Source organism: Thalassospira profundimaris (genome assembly GCF_003326755.1).
GTDB lineage: Bacteria > Pseudomonadota > Alphaproteobacteria > Rhodospirillales > Thalassospiraceae > Thalassospira > Thalassospira profundimaris_B.
The window spans coordinates 29,442-46,976 of record NZ_JPWH01000033.1; the positions used below are offsets into that span (position 1 = coordinate 29,442).

16 protein-coding genes are annotated in these 17,535 nt (G+C 54.6%); 7 read left to right on the plus strand and 9 right to left on the minus strand.

Annotated features, from left to right (window positions below; translation table 11 throughout):
* Window positions 1-97: 97 nt before the first annotated feature.
* Genes TH25_RS22660 through TH25_RS22670 form a run of 3 tightly spaced genes read right to left on the minus strand, consistent with a single transcriptional unit; the run spans window position 98 to window position 3,718 of the window.
* Window positions 98-1,600 (minus strand): UxaA family hydrolase, encoded by a 1,503-nt coding sequence (locus TH25_RS22660; protein WP_114090535.1) that lies wholly within the window; start codon window positions 1,598-1,600, stop codon window positions 98-100.
* Window positions 1,597-2,721, minus strand: a complete 1,125-nt coding sequence (locus TH25_RS22665) for a mannitol dehydrogenase family protein (protein ID WP_114090536.1) — start codon at window positions 2,719-2,721, stop codon at window positions 1,597-1,599. Before TH25_RS22665 ends, TH25_RS22660 begins: the two co-directional genes overlap by 4 nt.
* A complete protein-coding gene (locus TH25_RS22670) occupies window positions 2,711-3,718 on the minus strand; it encodes a zinc-binding alcohol dehydrogenase family protein (protein WP_114090537.1) in 1,008 nt (335 codons plus the stop codon). The genes TH25_RS22665 and TH25_RS22670 overlap by 11 nt, the downstream gene beginning before the upstream one ends.
* Window positions 3,719-3,917: 199 nt before the next feature.
* Here TH25_RS22670 and TH25_RS22675 point away from each other — a divergent pair, with 199 nt between their 5' ends.
* Window positions 3,918-4,811: a GntR family transcriptional regulator gene (locus TH25_RS22675; protein WP_114090538.1), complete on the plus strand. Its 894-nt coding sequence runs from the start codon at window positions 3,918-3,920 to the stop codon at window positions 4,809-4,811.
* A gap of 122 nt (window positions 4,812-4,933) precedes the next feature.
* Here the strand turns inward: TH25_RS22675 and TH25_RS25560 are convergent, their stop codons facing one another.
* Entirely contained in the window at window positions 4,934-5,065 is a 132-nt protein-coding gene (locus TH25_RS25560; protein ID WP_258549280.1) for a hypothetical protein, read from the minus strand.
* A 77-nt stretch (window positions 5,066-5,142) separates the two neighbouring features.
* Here TH25_RS25560 and TH25_RS22680 point away from each other — a divergent pair, with 77 nt between their 5' ends.
* From TH25_RS22680 to TH25_RS22690, 3 genes are all read left to right on the plus strand, one after another.
* Window positions 5,143-6,201 carry an ABC transporter permease gene (locus TH25_RS22680; RefSeq protein ID WP_258549281.1) on the plus strand — a complete coding sequence of 353 codons (1,059 nt, stop codon included), beginning with the start codon at window positions 5,143-5,145 and terminating at the stop codon, window positions 6,199-6,201.
* A gap of 43 nt (window positions 6,202-6,244) precedes the next feature.
* Window positions 6,245-7,186, plus strand: a complete 942-nt coding sequence (locus tag TH25_RS22685; protein ID WP_114090540.1) for an ABC transporter substrate-binding protein — start codon at window positions 6,245-6,247, stop codon at window positions 7,184-7,186.
* A 72-nt stretch (window positions 7,187-7,258) separates the two neighbouring features.
* A complete protein-coding gene (locus TH25_RS22690; RefSeq protein WP_258549282.1) occupies window positions 7,259-8,035 on the plus strand; it encodes an ATP-binding cassette domain-containing protein in 777 nt (258 codons plus the stop codon).
* Between the two features lie 159 nt (window positions 8,036-8,194).
* Here TH25_RS22690 and TH25_RS22695 read toward each other — a convergent pair whose 3' ends face one another.
* The 5 genes from TH25_RS22695 to lsrA all read right to left on the minus strand — a co-directional run bounded on the left by TH25_RS22695 (window position 8,195) and on the right by lsrA (window position 14,148).
* Window positions 8,195-9,442 carry a class II aldolase gene (locus TH25_RS22695; RefSeq protein WP_114090541.1) on the minus strand — a complete coding sequence of 416 codons (1,248 nt, stop codon included), beginning with the start codon at window positions 9,440-9,442 and terminating at the stop codon, window positions 8,195-8,197.
* A gap of 99 nt (window positions 9,443-9,541) precedes the next feature.
* Entirely contained in the window at window positions 9,542-10,570 is a 1,029-nt protein-coding gene (lsrB, locus tag TH25_RS22700; protein ID WP_114090542.1) for an autoinducer 2 ABC transporter substrate-binding protein LsrB, read from the minus strand.
* 11 nt (window positions 10,571-10,581) lie between these two features.
* On the minus strand, window positions 10,582-11,583 hold the full coding sequence (locus TH25_RS22705; protein WP_114090543.1) for an ABC transporter permease subunit: 1,002 nt from the start codon (window positions 11,581-11,583) through the stop codon (window positions 10,582-10,584).
* Window positions 11,580-12,641, minus strand: a complete 1,062-nt coding sequence (gene lsrC, locus TH25_RS22710) for an autoinducer 2 ABC transporter permease LsrC (protein ID WP_114090544.1) — start codon at window positions 12,639-12,641, stop codon at window positions 11,580-11,582. The genes TH25_RS22705 and lsrC overlap by 4 nt, the downstream gene beginning before the upstream one ends.
* On the minus strand, window positions 12,634-14,148 hold the full coding sequence (gene lsrA, locus TH25_RS22715; protein WP_114090545.1) for an autoinducer 2 ABC transporter ATP-binding protein LsrA: 1,515 nt from the start codon (window positions 14,146-14,148) through the stop codon (window positions 12,634-12,636). Before lsrA ends, lsrC begins: the two co-directional genes overlap by 8 nt.
* Before the next feature lie 231 nt (window positions 14,149-14,379).
* Here lsrA and TH25_RS22720 point away from each other — a divergent pair, with 231 nt between their 5' ends.
* From TH25_RS22720 to TH25_RS22730, 3 genes are read left to right on the plus strand one after another with little or no spacing between them, the layout of a single operon-like run.
* Window positions 14,380-15,324, plus strand: a complete 945-nt coding sequence (locus tag TH25_RS22720) for a sugar-binding transcriptional regulator (RefSeq protein ID WP_114090549.1) — start codon at window positions 14,380-14,382, stop codon at window positions 15,322-15,324.
* A gap of 1 nt (window position 15,325) precedes the next feature.
* Complete coding sequence (gene lsrK, locus TH25_RS22725) at window positions 15,326-16,891, plus strand: autoinducer-2 kinase (RefSeq protein ID WP_114090546.1); 1,566 nt, start codon at window positions 15,326-15,328, stop codon at window positions 16,889-16,891.
* 54 nt (window positions 16,892-16,945) lie between these two features.
* A complete protein-coding gene (locus tag TH25_RS22730; RefSeq protein WP_073957147.1) occupies window positions 16,946-17,245 on the plus strand; it encodes an antibiotic biosynthesis monooxygenase in 300 nt (99 codons plus the stop codon).
* Window positions 17,246-17,535 lie beyond the last annotated feature (290 nt).

The window sequence follows — 17,535 nt, forward strand, 5'->3', positions numbered from 1 at the left end:
GAAGGCGCTAAGGCTGGACAAAACAAAACCGGGAAACAGTATTGGCTGTTTCCCGGTTTTTGGAAGATGTTTTTTTGTCTGTTTATAAGATAAACCGCTAAAGAACCGCGCCGATCTTCCAGGGTACGAATTCGTTGTCGCCATAGCCGAATTCTTCGCTTTTGGTTTTGGCGCCCGAGGCCGTATCAAGCAGGGTGTTATAAATTTGCAAACCCAGTTCCTCGTGGGTTTGTTCGCCGGTAATCACGGTACCGCAATTAATATCCATATCCTCGGGCATGCGGGCGTAAAGGCTGCTGCTGGAGGCAAGTTTCAGTGACGGGGCCGGTTTTGCCCCAAAGCACGAGCCGCGACCGGTGGTAAAGGCAATGATATTGGCACCACTGGCGACCTGGCCGGTGGCGGAAACCGGGTCATAACCGGGGCTGTCCATGTAAACGAGGCCGTTTTTACGCACCGGGTAAGCATAGCCAATGGCATCGGCCACCGGTGCGCGGCCTGACTTGGCAACTGCACCCAGCGATTTTTCCAGAATGGTGGTCAGCCCGCCGCGCTTGTTGCCCGGCGAGGGATTGTTATCAAGTTCGGCGTCGTTCTTTTCGGCGTAATCTTTCCACCAGTCGATCATCCCGGCAATACGGGCCCCGGTTTCGGCATCCGACCGGGCGATCAGCAAATGTTCGGCGCCAAAAATTTCCGGTGTTTCGGAAAGCAGGCTGGTGCCGCCCGCCGCGACCAGAAGATCGCTGGCAACGCCTAGCGCCGGATTGGCCGACAGCCCCGAAAAACCGTCCGACCCGCCACATTGCATGCCCAAAACCAGTTCGGAGGCCGGGCAGGTTTCGCGCTGGTCTTTGGAGACAACAGCAGCAATGCCATCAAGCATCTCGACCGCCTTGCGCACCGCCGAGGCCGACCCGGCAGCAGACTGGATATTAAAGCTGGCATAGCGCGCGGCGGTGTCGGGGTCTTCCTTTTCGCCATAAGCACTAAGCTGGTTGACCTCGCATCCCAGCCCGACCAGCAAGACGCCGCCGAAATTGGGATGATCACGGTAGCCCGCAAGGGTGCGCACCAGAATGTCATAGCCTTCACCGCGATTGACCATGCCACAGCCCTGGTCATGGACAATCGGGGCAAAGCCATCAATACCGGGATATTTGTGCAACAAGGTGCGGGTGGCGGCATCGGCAATGGCGCGGCATACCGTGGCCGAACAGTTCACGGTGGAGATAATACCGATATAGTTGCGCGTGCCAACCCGGCCATTTTTACGGCGATAGCCCATAAAGCTGTCGCGTTCCGGGCGCGGCAGAACAGGGGCTTCGGCCTTGTTTGCACCCAGGCGGGCTTCGCCCATTGCCAGGTTGTGGCTGTGCACCAAGGTGCCAATGGCAATGTCGGCGGTGGCAACGCCGATCACCTGACCATATTTTACAATCTGTTCGCCTTTGGCGATGTCGCGCGCGGCAAATTTGTGACCAGCGCCAATATCCTCGGCAACATCAATTCCGGGCGACGACTGATCCCCGGCTTTTAAAGGCATAAGTGCAATAAGCACATTGTCGGTGTCATTGAGGCGAAGGGCGTTAATCTTCATGGTGCGGGAACCTTGTTGATCAGGGCGGCAAGTGCCGGTTTTGGTGTGGTATCGCCGTGGCTTTGCGCCCAATCGACAAAACCACGGATGCGGCGCTCTATTTTTTGGCGATGATTTTGTGCAATATCGGCCAGTTTGTGATCCAGGAAAGGATTGCGGAAACGATCTATCGTGGTTGCCAGATAGGTGCGTGCGCGCTGTTCCATTCCGGCAGCGGCGAAACCGGGGATGACTTCGGCCTCGTACATGCCTTGCAGGGCATTGAGTGTTTCACTGTCTTCCAGAAACGTCTTGACCGACATCGCACGATCACTGCCCTGTTGCTGCCAGCGGTCGGCAAGCCAGGTGTGACCCAAATTCAGGATAAACAGTTTCAGGGCTTCGATGTCGTCAAGCGTATCGACCAGTTCAATCGCGGAATGCTGGCACGGCAGTGCAAGCCCCGGCTGATTTTCAATCGCCCACAGGGCATAGGGTTCACAAATGGCCCCGGCAGGGTCGATCGGTTCGGAAACGATCCGGTCCACCAGCGAGTTGACCCAGATGATCCGGTTTTGCAGCCAGTCCTGAAAATCGCTGTCATCCTGTTCGGCCAGCGCCAGAACACAGGCCCGCAATACCGCGCCGTTTTCGGGGATCAACTCCATTGGCATGATTGTTAACGGGCGACCATGTGCGAGGAAGCGTTCCTTAAGCAACAGGCGTAATTTTGCCGGAAAGGACATGGCCTGATCGAAAGCGTCGCCTTTATCTGCAGGTTGAGGGGCATAACCGGCATCGGCAGTGTTTGACACCAGATATTCGACTTCATTGACAAAAATGGCGACGATTTTGGGCCAGTCTGTTGCGGTGGACAGGGCGCGCGTAATTGACACGATCTGTTGTTCACGATCAACAATACTGCCGTTTTCAAGGCCGCGAATTTTGACAGGATAACCATCCTCCGCCGCCAGGGCGGCAAGGCGGCCGCTGCGCGCGCTGGCCCCGCTGGATTGCACAACCGTGATCGGGCCGATAGCCTGATCGTTCTTTAAGGCCTCGTCCACGAACAGATCAAAATGGGCCTGGAGAAAGCGACTGGTGCCAAATTGCAGGATCGGGGTGGGGCTTTTAGCGGACATGCAGAACCGCCTTCACGATTTCTTCGCGGTCATGCAGCCAGCTTGTCAGTTGTTCTAGACCGTTATCGAACGATCCTTCGTGGGTGTTTAACAGATCAACCGGCACATCCCCGGCCCGCATATGCGACATGACCTTGTCAAAATCGGCGCGCAGCGCATTGCGGCTGCCCATCAGGGTGGTTTCGCGCTTGTGAAATTCCGGGTCATCAATGCGTAACTCGCCCTTGACCACGCCGACAAAAACCAGCGTGCCGCCATGTGCAAGATCATGAATGGCAGCATTCATGGCATTGATGTTGCCGGTGGCATCAAACACGGTTTCAAAGCCATCTTTGGGCAGGTCGGCATTGGCATCATTGACCAAAACGCCCTTGGAGCCTTTGACGATGGCGCAGGCGCGGTCAAGGCGTTGCTGGCTGGTATCACGCAGGGTAATTTCCGCACCGGCAAAGCTGGCAAACAGGGCCGTGCCAATACCGATGGGGCCCGCCCCGATGACAAGGGCCTTGGTGCCCTTTTGAATGCGCGACCGGCTGACCGCATGGGCCCCAATGGCGAGAAATTCCACCATCGCCGCATCGCGGGCAGAAAGGCCCGTTGCCGGGTAAAGGTTGCCTTCAGGCACGCTGATTTGATCGCACATGCCACCATCACTATGTACGCCCAGCACCGAAATCGACATGCAGCAATTGGGTTTGCCAATACGGCAGGCATGGCAGGTGCCGCAGGTGACATAGGGGTTTACAACCACAAGGTCGCCCTCGGCAATTTCACCATTTGACGACGGGTCAAGTGCAATGCCCGATAGTTCGTGGCCCATGACCCGGGGATATTGCAAAAACGGATGCAGGCCTTCCATGATGTGATAATCGGTGCCACAAATGCCAATCGCGCGAATCGCAACGCGGATATGCCCCGCCTTTTTCGCCGGAAACGGGGCTGATCCGTTGCTGAGTGTGCCCGGTTTCTCACATAGGATGGTTTTCATCAGGGTCATGGCTGCTTCTCTGCTATTTGTGTTTTGGCTCTGCATCGACCAAATTGTATTTTATACATAAAAAACAAGTTCGGTTTGCCGTCAATCGTTTTTTATGAATAAAATACCAGTGCCTATGGTTTCTTCGATGACAAAGCAATTGCGTTTTGGGGCAACAGTGGGCATTTTCAGGGCAATGTGCGGGGAGACGGGAAAGAACGTGGCGAAAACCAATCGGACATACAAGGAAACCTATAACGCCTGCCTGGATTATATTGTCGCGCTTGGTGAAGGGGCATGCCTGCCGCCGGAAAAGGAAATGGCGGGCAAGTGGTCGATCAGTCGCAGTACGGTGCGCGCGGTTCTGGATCATCTTTCCGAAGAAAAAATCATTCACTGGAAGGGCCGGGACAAAACGGTTTTGCGCCTTCCCGTCAAGGACGATTATTTTCAGGCCAGCGAGACGCGACCGACCGCCGATCTGATCGAACCGGCCTTTATGCAATATATTGTTGGCGGCGATTTGGCACCGGGAACGGTTTTGCGCGAAAGCGAGCTTGCCAAAAATTTTGGTGTCAGTGCATCATCGGTACGGGAATATCTGATCCGCTTTTCCCGCTTTGGCCTGATCGAGAAAAAACCCAATCGTTACTGGGTGTTGAACGGTTTTACCCGCGATTTTGCGATGGAGCTGTTTGATGTGCGCGAAATGTTCGAGCTGCGCGCCTTTGACACCTTTGTCAAACTGCCCGCCGATCATGCAAACTGGCAAAAACTGAAGGCCCTGGGTAACGAACACCGGTATTTGCAGGAAGACATGGACGGGCGCTATATGCAGTTCCCCCGCCTGGATGACCGATTCCACCGGCTGATCATTTCCGCCTTTCACAATCGGTTTGCCGATGATTTTTACGATCTGGTGGCGCTGATTTTTCATTATCATTACCGCTGGAACAAAACCGGGGAAAAGGGCCGCAATGCCGATGCGGTGGAAGAGCATCTGCGCGTGATTGATGCCCTGGTTTCCGGGGATTTTGATGTGGGCCGAATTCGTTTTCGCGAGCATTTGCAAACCGCCCGGCGGACGTTGCTGGCATCCGTTTCCTGGGATTAACCGGGCTTTCCAGAGGCAGCGGCAGGCGCGGCTGGCTGCCTGTTTTCGCATCCCTTACAGAAAAATGTTTTTAATCCATACAAAACATTTGACAAGCGTTCGGGCTGCGCTAAAAATGTCTTTTAACGATAAAAAACAATCAAAACAGGGTAGGCGTCCTCGTTATCGGCGAGTTTAAGGTTTTGCTGGCGGTCTGTTTTTCGGTCATTGCCAGAATGCAAATCTGCCGCGTCTTTCTGTTTTGATTGGTTCATTACGGCTCCGTTTTTGCCAATGCGTTCAACGGCAGGCGGGGCGCAAGATCGATATTTACAACCGGGAGACATACGTCGTGACGCCAGAACGAACCACGGAGCAAACGCCGCCTCCGAGCAACCCGTCATCATTCTTCTTCTGGATGAACATGACGGGAGACGAGCGCAAAGATCTGGTTCAGAAATTTGCCGCCCTGTTCAGCCTGGTGGTTCTGATTGTTGCCTTTTCCCTGACCAGTGATGCCTTTTTCTCGCTGGGCAATGCCATGACGGTGTCCTTGCAGACAACATCGATTGCCTTTCTGGGGATCGGGGTGACAGTGGTAATTCTGACCGGCGGCATTGATTTGAGTGTCGGTTCGGTGCTGGCCCTTTCCGGTACCGTGGCAGGCTTGCTGGTCAAGGCGGGCTGGCCGGTTTATGCCGGGATGGGGGTTGGTGTGCTGGTTGGCACATTATGTGGCATTATCAATGGCCTGGTGGTGACACGGCTGAAGTTGGCCCCCTTTATTGCTACCCTGGGCATGATGATGATTGCCCGTGGTGTTGCCTTGCAGCTTACCGGGGCCGCACCGGTATCCCAATTGGGCGAGGCCTTTGGCGAACTTGGCAACGGCGCATTTTTCCGGATGCTGGAAAAAGGGGCCAACGGCCTGCCGCATATGATTTTCCCCGGTATTCCCTATCCGGTGGTGTTGATGGTGTTAATGGCGATTGTGGTGGCATTTATTTTGCGCCGTTTGTCCATTGGCCGTCACGTTTATGCTGTTGGATCGAACGAGGAAGCCTCGCGGCTTGCTGGTGTCAATGTGAACGGCACCAAAATGTTTGCCTATGCCACATCCGGTTTCCTGGCGGGTGTTACCGGGATCATCCTGATGTCCCGCCTGGTGACGGCCCAGCCGAATGAAGGTGTGATGTATGAACTTGATGCCATTGCCGCAGCCGTGATCGGCGGCACCTCGCTGATGGGCGGTGTGGGCACGATTTCGGGCACCATGATTGGCGCGTTTGTTATCGGAATTTTGCGGAATGGATTGAATATGAACGGCGTTTCATCATTCATCCAGCAAATCATCATCGGTTGCGTGATTATCGGAACCGTTTATGTCGATCATCTGCGCAATCGCCGGTGATTATATTCAAGCCTAATAATAATCAGTTCAGTGGAGGAAAAAGATGAAAAAGTTACTTTTGGGGGCTGTCTTTGCCCTGGTCGGGATGACAGGCATCGCTGCTGCCCAAAGCAACGAAATTGCCGTGATTGTGAAAACCACAAGTTCCAATTACTGGCAGAACGTTCACAAAGGGGCAGAAAGCGCCATTGGTAAACTGGACGGCTATAAAATGTCGTTCCAGGGTCCGGCAACGGAATCGGCTGTTGCCGATGAAGTCAACATGGTGCAGAACGCGATTAACCGTAAAGTTGCCGGTATCGTGCTGGCACCCTCTGATCCGGATGCGCTGGTGCCCTCGGTTAAAAAGGCCTATGAAAACGGCATTCCCGTTGTGATTATCGATTCAGCCCTGTCTGATGCGGGCAAGGACTATTATCAGGCGTTTCTGTCCACCGATAACCGCAAGGCGGGCGAGCTATGCGCCAAGCAGATGATTGAAAAGGTGGGGACAACCGGCAAAATCGCCATCATGTCCTATGTCGCCGGTGTGGGCTCGGAAATTGGTCGTGTTGGCGGTTTTACCGACTATATCAAGGCCAATTCCAAGCTTGAAATTGTCGGTCCGTTCTATTCGGAATCACAAATGGCCAAGGCCCTGAACCAGACGACCGACGTACTGGCCGCCAACCCGGACCTTAAGGGTATTTTTGGGGCCAATGAACCGACCGCAATTGGCATGGGCCGTGCCATTGTTCAGGCCGGTAAAAAGGGCCAGCTTGTTGCCATTGGTTTTGATGGCAACGAAGATTTGCAGGGTTTCGTGCGTGACGGCACGCTGGATGCCATTGCCGTTCAGGGGTCTTACCAGATGGGTGAAAAAGGCATTGAAACCATTGCCAAACTGCTGAAGGGCGACAAAGTCGACAGCTTCATCAATACCGGTGTTGTTCTTGTCACCAAGGACAATCTTGATACCCCCGAAGCCCAGAACGTTCTGTACTAATTAAGCTGTCAGGCGATGTTGTGCCGGGCTGGTGCAACATCGCCGCGCTTGAAATATCCAGGAGAAATTCGGATGAATGCCCTTTCCCCCGTTGTTGAAATGAACAACATCGTCAAGCGGTTTGGCGGTATCCACGCGGTTGAGGATGTGTCGTTAAACCTGTATCCGGGTGAAGTTGTTGGGGTTTTGGGGCATAATGGTGCCGGTAAATCCTGCCTGATGAAGATTTTATCCGGGGCAATGGCCTATGATTCCGGGGAAATAAAAATTCAGGGCAATGCGGTGGAAATGTCCAGCCCGATTGATGCGCGCCATTGCGGGATTGAAACCATATACCAGACCCTGGCGCTGGCCGATCATTTGAACGCACCTGCCAACCTGTTTTTGGGGCGCGAGCTTAAAACCCGGTTCGGGATGCTTGATGACCGCAAAATGGAAGAAGAAACCCGCAAGGCATTGCGCAGTCTTAACCCCAATTTCCGCAACATTACCGAGGCGGTCATGAATATGTCGGGCGGGCAGCGCCAGGTCATTGCGATTGCCCGGGCGATTTATTTCAATGCCCGCATCGTTATTATGGATGAACCAACAGCCGCCCTTGGCCCGTCGGAAACCGCGATGGTGGCAGAACTGATTGAAAAACTGCGCGAAAAAGGCATTGGCATTTTCCTGATCAGCCATGACATGGACGATGTGTGCGAATTGTGTGATCGCATTGTGGTAATGAAAAACGGCCGCAAGGTGGGTGAACACAAGGTGGAAGATGTGAATAAGGACGACATCTTAAGCCTGATCATCAAGGGCGAATTGCCCGACAACTGGGCCCCGCGCAGCCGTATGTCCGCATAAAGCCCCGGTTTTCCGCGCGCAATGATGCTTTCATATTGGTGCCACGGATGATTTCCGTGGCATTTTCTTTTTCGGGCTGGGGAACGCAAATCAAAAAAAATGCCACCCGGCTGGCGGTTGATGCCGGGTGGCGGACAGAGCGTTACTGCATCCGAAAGGTTATTTCTTTTGCAGTTTGGCCTGTTCAAGTGACCAATATTCCATATCGAACAGATCAGCCTCGTTGATCGGCTGGAAACGGCCAATTTTTTCGGCCGCATTGATGATACGGGCAGTTTGTTCGCCCAAATCACCGGCAATGGCTGCTGCTTTGGCATCCTTGCCCAAGCCGACAAGACCCACATTTCTGATCAGGACAATGCGCGGCCAAGGGTCCAGTTGCACCTTAGGTTCGCTGGCATTGGGCGCATTGCGATTGAAATAGGCACTGTATTTTTGCTGGTAATCTTCAATTGCGGCAGAAATGGTGCTTTCATTCGCATTTTCATCAATGATCATCGGAAAGGGTTTGATCCGGATAACATGGTCCGGTGTTGCCGTGCCGCGCGTGGCAATGTCTTCCAGGGCCGGGTTGGCCAAATAGGTGCGAATGGAGGGTGTGGTGCGAAAATCCATCGCAATGGCATTGGCAAACGGTGATCCGCCTTTTTGCAGGGCGGATTGCAGCTTGTCACGCAGGGTTTGGCTCAGGCTGCCGTCCGATTTTTCCGGCCCGGGCAGGGCAATGCCTTTGGCTTCAATGTAATTTTCCGCCTCGGTGACAAAATCGATCATGCGGTCATAGGATTCTTTGGCCGTTGCGCCAAAGGTGAAAAGACCATGATTTTTAAGCCAAAGCCCCTGGCAATCCGGGAACTGGTCAAACAGGTCCGCCCCGGCGATCGACAGGTCATAGCCGGGCATGACATAGGGCAAAAATGCCAGCCGGTCGCCGTAAATCTCGCGCATGATCTCTTCGGAATTATCCTGGTCCGCCAGCACCAGAACGGCGGTTGAATGGGTGTGATCGACAAATGTATCGGGCAGGTAGGCGTGCAACAGTGCCTCGACCGAGGGGTTCGGCGCATCGGCTTCCAGCAGGTTTTTGCGCAGAAGCGCCACCATTTCCGGGTCGCTCAGGCGGCCCTGATGGCGGGCATCAAGCAAAGGTTGCAAATAAACGGCAGGCAGGCCCGGTGCCTCGATGGTTTCAAGGTCCCAGCCGCTGCCTTTGACATGGATGATGCGGGTTCCGTCATCCTGGGTGATTTTGACCGATGTATTGCCCCCGCCATGTAAAACAAGGTCGGGGACCTGGCCGATAATGCGCGATGTATAAACCCGCAACCCCAGATCGGCAGGCTGACCCTGGGCAATGGCCTGGTCAATATAGCTTTGGGCGTCCTGATCGTTCCATAAATTCTGCATCGGGCATGTCCGTTAGGCTGAAATTTGAAAGATGAAATTCAATAACAAATGAAAAGGCACGACACCGAGGGAGAACGGTGCCGTGCCTGATTTCCGAAATCAGAAGTCGAAATCGTCGATATTGTCTTTGGTAAACACGGTCCGTTTGGGCAGCAGGATAATGCCGTTGCCTTTGGCCTCATAGTCATAGCCCTGAACACTGTTGGGCGAGACTTCAACCGTGCCGATCCCCGGAATATCAAGCTTGTCGCCCACATTCATCGGGCCGTCTTTCAGGACATGATCGGCAACATAAACCGCGATCTTGCCCTGTTGGGTCACATCCCAAAGACCAAACCGTTCCACCGTGCCGCGCTTGACATAGGGGCGCATGACGTTGGGCGTGCTAAAGCCAACAATGGTGACTTTGCCGGCGCGATCCAGGTTTTCGGCCGCCTGTGCCGATGCAGGCAGGGCATTGGCATCCGGGGCAATAATGGCATCCAGGTCCGGATAGGCTTTCAGGATGCTTTCGGCGGTTTGCAGGGATTTCTGCGCATCGTTATAGCCATACTGGGTGGTGACAATTTCCCAGCCCGGATGTTCCTTGGCAATTTTGGCCTTGGCGGCATTGGCCCAGGCGTTCTGGTCGGTCACGGTCGGGCTGGAATAGAAAAAGGCGACCTTGGCCTTTTCCTTTTTAATGCCGTCATTTGCCATATCCACCAGCAGGCCACCCAGTTGATCGGGTGTTCCCTGATTGACATAATAGCTGCGGCATTCCGGCTTTACGTCGCTATCCCAGGTCATGACCAGCACATTGCGCTGCATCGCACGTTTCAGCGCCGGGCACAAACCGTCGGGCGAAACCGACGACAGGATAATGGCATTATAACCCTGATTGACAAAGTTGTTCACAAACTGCACCTGACCGGAAACACTCGGTTCCGTCGGGCCGTCATAAGTCACTTTATCGTTCAGTTCCTTGCCCGCTTCCAGTGCGCCATTGCCGCCACTGGTGAAAAAGCCCACGCCAACCAGTTTCGGAATAAAGGCAATCTGGCTTTCGGCCAGGGCAGGCGATGCGGCGGCAAGCAAAGACCCCGTAAGTGCTGCCGCGATAGTCCATTTAACGTGACGTCCAAACATGTCGTTCCTCCTCATGATGCTGCGCGTTTTCGGTTCGTCGCCATTATTCGCGCAGCGACAAAGTTGGTCAGCAAGGCGCTTCCGTGGCGCAATGCGACCGCAACCACCAGCAACGCACCAGAGAGCGCGCTGGAAATCTGACTGGGGACACCGCTCATTTGCAGGCCCTGTTGCAGGTAGCCAATAACAAGCGTTGCCAGAAATGTTCCGATAATCGATCCCTGCCCGCCATAAATGGAGGCCCCGCCCAGAACGGCAGCGGTAATGGCAGGCAGCAGGGTGGCCGTGCCCAGATCGACACGGGCGGACCCGAAATAGGCCGACAAAACCAGCCCGGCGACGGCGGCAAAAATGCCGGTCATCATATAGGTGATGGTTTGAATGGTGCGAATGGGAAGCCCGCTGTAACGGGCGGCATGTTCGCTAAGACCGCACAGGAAAACCGACCGGCCAAAGCGCGAAAAATGTAAAATGACAAACAGAATGATCGCCTCGGCCAGCAACACCAGAAACGGCGCGGGCAATCCTGCGACATCGATATAGGCAAAGCTGGTAAAGCTGTCGGGGAAATTGCCGATACCTTCATAGCCGCCTGCACCAACCACACCCGAAAGCACGGTGGCAGCCCCGCTAAACAGATAAAGGCTGCCCAGTGTCACCACCAGGGGCTGGATGCGCGACAGATGAATGATCGTGGCATTGAACAGCCCGGCAATCGCACCCGCACCAAGGGCGGCAGCGATACACAGCGCAAGCGGCAGACCAAAGAAATTGGCGATGCCAAAAATGATGGCGCATAAACCAATGGTCGAGGCAAAGGAGACATCAATCCCGCCTGCGATAATCACGATGGTCAGCGGCAGGGCGATAATGCCGATCTGGGCAAAGTCACTGGTGCTGTAAAGCAGGTTTGACAGATTTAAAAAATTGGGATTGAGGGCACCGAAAATGGCAAATTCCGCCACCAGCATTCCAAACAGCGCCATTTCCCAGCGCAGAAAGAAACGTTTCATTGTGCGTGCTCCTGCGGGCCGGGGGTGGAGGAGGTGGGCGAGGGGGTATTATGAACAGGGCCGGTTGTGCCAGACCCGGTATTGGGGCTATGCACCGCATAGCGTTTGGCACGAATGGCCTTTTCCACGGCAATGCGGACCCGCCCATCCAGCAGCAATACCAGCAGCAATACGGCACCGGCGATAAAGTCGTTCCAGAAGGCCGGGATCTTCAAAAAGACCAGCGCACTGTCAATTGACGTCATAAAAATCACGCCAACAAAAACACCGGGCACGGATCCGCTGCCACCCAGAAGGCTGACCCCGCCCAAAACATTGGCGGCAATCGCTTTCAGCTCCACGCCATTTCCGGCCTGGTTGGGAATAAAGCCGATCTGGGCGGCAAAAATGATCCCGGCCAGCGCGGCCAGTGTGCCTGCGGCAACAAAGGCACTGATTTGCACCAGATGAATGCGGATACCAAGATGGCGGGCAGCCTCGCGGTTATCGCCAACGGCATAAAAATAGCGGCCAAAGCGCGTATGGCGGGTGATTGCCCAAACCCCAGCAAGGGCAATCACCACAGCCACCGTCAGGACCGAAATCCCGATACTGCCGTTTTCTGCCAGAAATTTAAGGGATTGCGGCAATTCCTCGATCCATTTGCCGCCCGTCAGGATCAGCATGATCCCGCGAAACAGGCCCAGTGTGCCCAAGGTCGCAATAATCGACGGCACGCTAAAGAATGTGACAAGGATACCGTTAAACAGGCCAGCCAGCGCCCCACATAACAGGCAGATGATAATGGCGGGGGCCAGTCCCATGCCGTTATTAAGCAACAGGCCCAAAATAACCGCACTCAACCCCAGAACCGACCCGCTTGATACATCAATATTACGGGTCAAAATCACCAGCATGGTTCCCAGGGCGACTGTCATCAGCACCAGGCTGTTGGACATGATGACCGATGCGGTGGACAGTGACAGATAGCCAGGGGCGACCATCCCGATCAGGAGAAAGGCCAGAACGGTCACGCCAAACAGGGTGGCAACGCGGTTGCGGGCAAAAAAATCAAGCATGGCTGGCCGCTCCGGATTCAAAGGCCAAATGGGCGATGGCATCAACATTGATGGCCTGGCGCGAAAGTTCACCGCATTGATGGCCATGTGCCATCACAATCACGCGGTCCGCCAATTGTTCAATTTCATCGAAATCCGACGAAATCAGCAGCACACCCAGGCCTTTTTCGGCCAGTTGATGGATCAGGCGATAAATATCGTTGCGTGCGGCGACATCCACCCCGCGGGTCGGTTCATCAAGGATCAACACCCGCGGGTTGGCCGCAAGGCATTTCGCCAGCAGCACCTTTTGCTGGTTCCCGCCCGAAAGACGGCCCGCCGCCTGCCCCGGTCCTTCGCATTTGATGCCAAGGGCCTCGCGAAATTCGGAAAATTCGCCGGTTTCGCGTTTGCCTTTGGGGAAAAATCCCATGCGGTGCATGGTATAGCCCGACATGTTCCAGGCCAGTGACGCCTCAAGAAACAGGCCGTTTTGCTGGCGATCCTCTGGCAGGTACACCAGCCCGGCATCCACACATGTGCGCGGCGAGCGGTTAATAAGGTCCTTGCCCTGGAGTTTTACCGTGCCACTGCCAGACGGGCGCAAACCAAACAGGGTTTCGGCAAGCTCGGACCGCCCGGCGCCGACGACGCCCGCCAGGCCGACAATCTCGCCTGCGCGCACATCAAAGGATATGTCGCGAAAACCTTCGCCACTGAAACCCGTGATTTCCAATACATTGCTGGCAAGGTTGAAATCCGTAGTGCGCTGGCGTTTGGGCGCGGTGACATTTGCGGTCTCGCCGCCTGCCGATTTGGTCATGGCCTCGACGATCTGGTGATCGTTATAGTCATCCAGTGTGCCATAAAGAACAATCGCCCCATCGCGCAACACGCTGATGACATCGCAAATCTCGCGAATTTCGCGTAATTTGTGCGAAATAAAGAAAATGCCAACGCCTTGTTCCTGAAGCTGGCGGACACGGTCAAACAGGGCATTGGCTTCATGGGGTGTTAACGCCGAGGTCGGTTCATCCAGAATCAGAACCCTTGCCTTGCGAATGAGGCCGCGCAGAATTTCCACAATCTGGCGGTCGGCAATCTCAAGGGTGGCGGCCTGCGCATCAAGGTCCAAACGGACCGAAAGGTCATTGACCAGCTTTTCAATATCGCCGCGAAGGGCCTTTGCCGACGATCGCAGGCCAAGGCAGATATTCTCCAGCACCGACTGGTTGGGCAGGATTTGTGCTTCCTGGGGCACCAGATACAGGCCCAGGGCCTGGGCTGCCGCCGGTGACGGATTGTTCAACGCCTGACCATTGATCTCGATGCTGCCCGATTCCGGGCTGACCAGCCCGGCGATGGATTTCATCAAGGTGGATTTGCCAGCACCATTACCGCCAAGCAGGGCATGGACCTGCCCGGGCAGAAGGGTGATGTCCACACCCTTGAGAACCGCGGTGCCACCATATGATTTCCATATGTCGCTGACACGAACGGCGGCTTTATCGTGGTTGTTCCGTTCCATCCCTGGGGCCTGTTCATTTGTTTTTCTAAAAAACATGTGATCACAATGGGGCGAGGTCGTCAATATGTATTATTGCTCATTTCCATTGTGCAATGCGGCAATATTTCCAGAATAAGAGCTATTTTTAAGGATTTTCGCGTTTTTGGAAAATTGCAATTTGGAACAGTTGACGTGATCAATTGTTTATTGAATAATCATCTGAACAAATAACACGAATTTGGGATGGCGTTCATGGTGTCAGATAATACGGATTGGAGCTACGCGGACGCGGAGGAAGAAACCCTCACCCGTATTGCGTGGTACTATTATAATGACGGTCTGACCCAGGGCGAAATCGGCGACAAGCTGGGGCTGTCGCGAATCAAGGTTTCGCGCCTGCTTGAAAGTGGCCGCCGCACCGGCATCATTCAGGTGCGCATCAATTCCCGCCATCAGGGCTGCCTTGAATATGAACAGCACCTTCAGGATCACTGGGGGCTGCGTGAAGTCCGCGTTATTCCCCATCTCGAAGGCGGCGATCTGAGCGAACGTCTTGGTCAGGCGGCAGCCCAGTTTCTTATGCAACGCCTGCGTCCCGATGATCTGCTGGCGGTGGGCTGGGGGGCAACGGTCAGTCACACCATCCAGCGTCTTGGTCACATGGCCAATGAACGCAATGTCTCGCTGGTCAGCTTAACCGGCGGTGTTGCCACTTATGTTGATGGCATGCGCACCGCAAACTGGGGCAGCAGCGTGCATCTTGTTCCAGCACCCCTGGTGGTTTCCGATCAGAATGTGGCTTCTGCCCTGATGGCGGAACCTGCCATATCCGCTGTTTTGGAGATGGCGCTGAATGCGGCCTATCAGCTTGTCGGGATTGGCGAACTAAATGTCGATTCCACCGTGGTACGCAGCGGCTATATCACCCCGGTAGAGGTGGAGCCTTTGCGTCGCAAAGGGGCCGTTGGCGATATTCTTTGTCAGTTCTTTGATGATAGCGGCCAGTCTCTTGACCTGCCGTTGCATCAGCGGGTGGTGGGCGCGCGTCTTGCCGCACTGTCAAATTCCGAAAATGTCATTGCTGCGGCGGGCGGGCTCAGCAAGGTGCGGGCTATTCAGTCCGCGCTGAAGGGCAAATATGTCGACATCCTGATTACCGATGAAAAAACCGCCGAAAAGCTGCTGGAGGAAAACTGACATGACAAAAGGGGATTATCTGCTGGCGATTGATGCCGGGACTGGCAGTGGCCGCGCCGTGGTGTTTGATCGTGATGGCAATCAGCTGGGTGCCATGCAGCGCGAATGGTGGCATAAAACCGACCCGCGCTATCCCGGATCGATGGATTTTGATGTTGAAGGCAACTGGGCGCTGATTTGTGCCTGCATTCAGGGCGCATTGGAAGCTGCCGGTATTTCGGGTTCAGATATTGCCGCTGTCAGTGCGACCAGCATGCGCGAGGCCTTTGTTGCCTTTGACCGCGAGGGACGCGAAATCTGGGCCTGTGCCAATGTTGATGGCCGCGCGGTTGATCAGGTCCGTCAGCTTAAAACCGACTTCCCCGGGGTGGAGCGCGACCTTTACACTCAAACCGGACAAACTTTTGCGCTGGGGGCCTTGCCGCGCCTTTTATGGCTGCGTCAGCAAATGCCCGATATTTACGAACGTATTGATAAAATCTGTATGCTGTCCGACTGGGTTGTAGCGCGCCTTTCCGGGGTGATTGCCTCTGATCCCTCCAATGCGGGTACCACGGGTATTTTTGGCTTGCGCGACCGCGACTGGCTGCCATCGGCCATGTCCCGTCTGGGCCTGCGTGACGATATTTTTCCGCCAGCTTGCGAAACCGGTACGGCGGTTGGCACTGTTACGGCAAAGGCCAGTGCCGAAACCGGCCTTTCAACCAATGTGACGGTTGTGGTTGGCGGCGGGGACTGCCAAATGGGGACAGTCGGGCTCGGTGTTACCGCGATTGGCGATTGCGCCGTTATGGGCGGTACCTTTTGGCAGCAAATCGTCAATGTCGAACCGACCCTGATTGACCCGGAAATGAATGTGCGCATCAATCCGCACGTTATTACCGGACTTAACCAGGCAGAGGCGATCAGCTTCTTTGTCGGTGCGGTCATGCGCTGGTTCCGCGATACATTCGGCCAGGAAGAACTCGCTGCTGTCGATGATCCCGGTCAGGCTTACACTCTGCTCGAACAGAAATCGGCCAATGTGCCGCTGGGATCTTATGGTGTGATCCCGATTTTTTCCGATGTCATGCGCTATGGGGCCTGGTATCACGCGGCACCATCTTTCCTTAATCTCAGTCTCGATCCGGAAAAATCCGGCAAGGCCGTTTTGTTTCGGGCCTTGCAGGAAAATGCCTGTGTGGTGGCGGCACGCAATCTCAAATCGATCTTCGATCTTGCCGGGACGGTGCCCCAGCATATTGTTTTTGCTGCCGGGGCGGCCAAAAGCCCGCATTGGGCCCAGATGCTGGCCGATGTGACCGGGCTGGTGGTGAAAACCCCCAGGGTTAAAGAAGCAACCGCCTTGGGCTGTGCCAGTGCGGCTGCCGTGGGGGCCGGGTTTTATACAGATCTGGCGGGTCTTGGTCGCGAATGGGTGAATTGGGATCGCACTTTTGAACCTGATCTTTCCCTGAAACCGGATTACGACGCCCTTGGTGATCGCTGGGCGGCGGCCTACGCGGCCCAACTGGCCCTGGTTGACCAGAATGTCACCACTTCGATGTGGAAGGCACCGGGCCTCTAGGGTCTTTTTCTTCTGATTCTCTTGAAATCAATCTTCATAACCACAGGAAATACCATGCTTGTACAAATGGTTCATATTGATGTGAAAGAAGGCCATGTCGATGAATTCATCGAAGCCTTCCGGATCAATTACGAAGGCTCGCGCAAGGAAGAGGGTAATCTGCGCTTTGATGTGCTGCGCGATCCCGAAAATCCGCACAAATTTACCATCTATGAAGTCTTCCGGGATGATGCGGCGCTTGATGTGCATCGCAATACCCCGCATTACAAGGAATGTGTTCGCCGGATTGACCCGATCATCACCGGCCCGCGCACCAAAACCTATTATAATGCCGAAATGGCCGATTATCTCTGATCGGTCGTCGACATCTATTATATGCTTAAAGGCCCTTGTTGTGTTTCGCGACAGGGCCTTTTTCATTTGTTTTGTTCCGGGCGCTTGCAAATGTGCTGTTTCGCGCTATCTGATCTCTCGTACCTCCTTTTTTGAGCCTGATTTCGTGGTGCGTCATTTCAAAATGATGTACCGCGCAGGATAAAAATGGCGGAATTCTGCCGTTTTTGTAAAAAATCACATTTTCTTCAAAAAAGGTGTTTACAGGTTAGCGATAGGCCCCTATAACCCGCCTCCACCGACGGGGCGCG

Coding starts and splice junctions, on each gene's coding strand:
- TH25_RS22665 (WP_114090536.1), bottom strand. CDS start 2,721: ATGTCCGCTAAAAGCCCCACCCCGATCCTGCAATTTGGCACCAGTCGC.
- TH25_RS22705 (WP_114090543.1), bottom strand. CDS start 11,583: ATGAAACGTTTCTTTCTGCGCTGGGAAATGGCGCTGTTTGGAATGCTG.
- TH25_RS25560 (WP_258549280.1), bottom strand. CDS start 5,065: ATGAACCAATCAAAACAGAAAGACGCGGCAGATTTGCATTCTGGCAAT.
- TH25_RS22720 (WP_114090549.1), top strand. CDS start 14,380: ATGGTGTCAGATAATACGGATTGGAGCTACGCGGACGCGGAGGAAGAA.
- TH25_RS22660 (WP_114090535.1), bottom strand. CDS start 1,600: ATGAAGATTAACGCCCTTCGCCTCAATGACACCGACAATGTGCTTATT.
- TH25_RS22685 (WP_114090540.1), top strand. CDS start 6,245: ATGAAAAAGTTACTTTTGGGGGCTGTCTTTGCCCTGGTCGGGATGACA.
- lsrA (WP_114090545.1), bottom strand. CDS start 14,148: ATGGAACGGAACAACCACGATAAAGCCGCCGTTCGTGTCAGCGACATA.
- lsrC (WP_114090544.1), bottom strand. CDS start 12,641: ATGCTTGATTTTTTTGCCCGCAACCGCGTTGCCACCCTGTTTGGCGTG.
- lsrK (WP_114090546.1), top strand. CDS start 15,326: ATGACAAAAGGGGATTATCTGCTGGCGATTGATGCCGGGACTGGCAGT.
- TH25_RS22690 (WP_258549282.1), top strand. CDS start 7,259: ATGAATGCCCTTTCCCCCGTTGTTGAAATGAACAACATCGTCAAGCGG.
- lsrB (WP_114090542.1), bottom strand. CDS start 10,570: ATGTTTGGACGTCACGTTAAATGGACTATCGCGGCAGCACTTACGGGG.
- TH25_RS22730 (WP_073957147.1), top strand. CDS start 16,946: ATGCTTGTACAAATGGTTCATATTGATGTGAAAGAAGGCCATGTCGAT.
- TH25_RS22670 (WP_114090537.1), bottom strand. CDS start 3,718: ATGACCCTGATGAAAACCATCCTATGTGAGAAACCGGGCACACTCAGC.
- TH25_RS22695 (WP_114090541.1), bottom strand. CDS start 9,442: ATGCAGAATTTATGGAACGATCAGGACGCCCAAAGCTATATTGACCAG.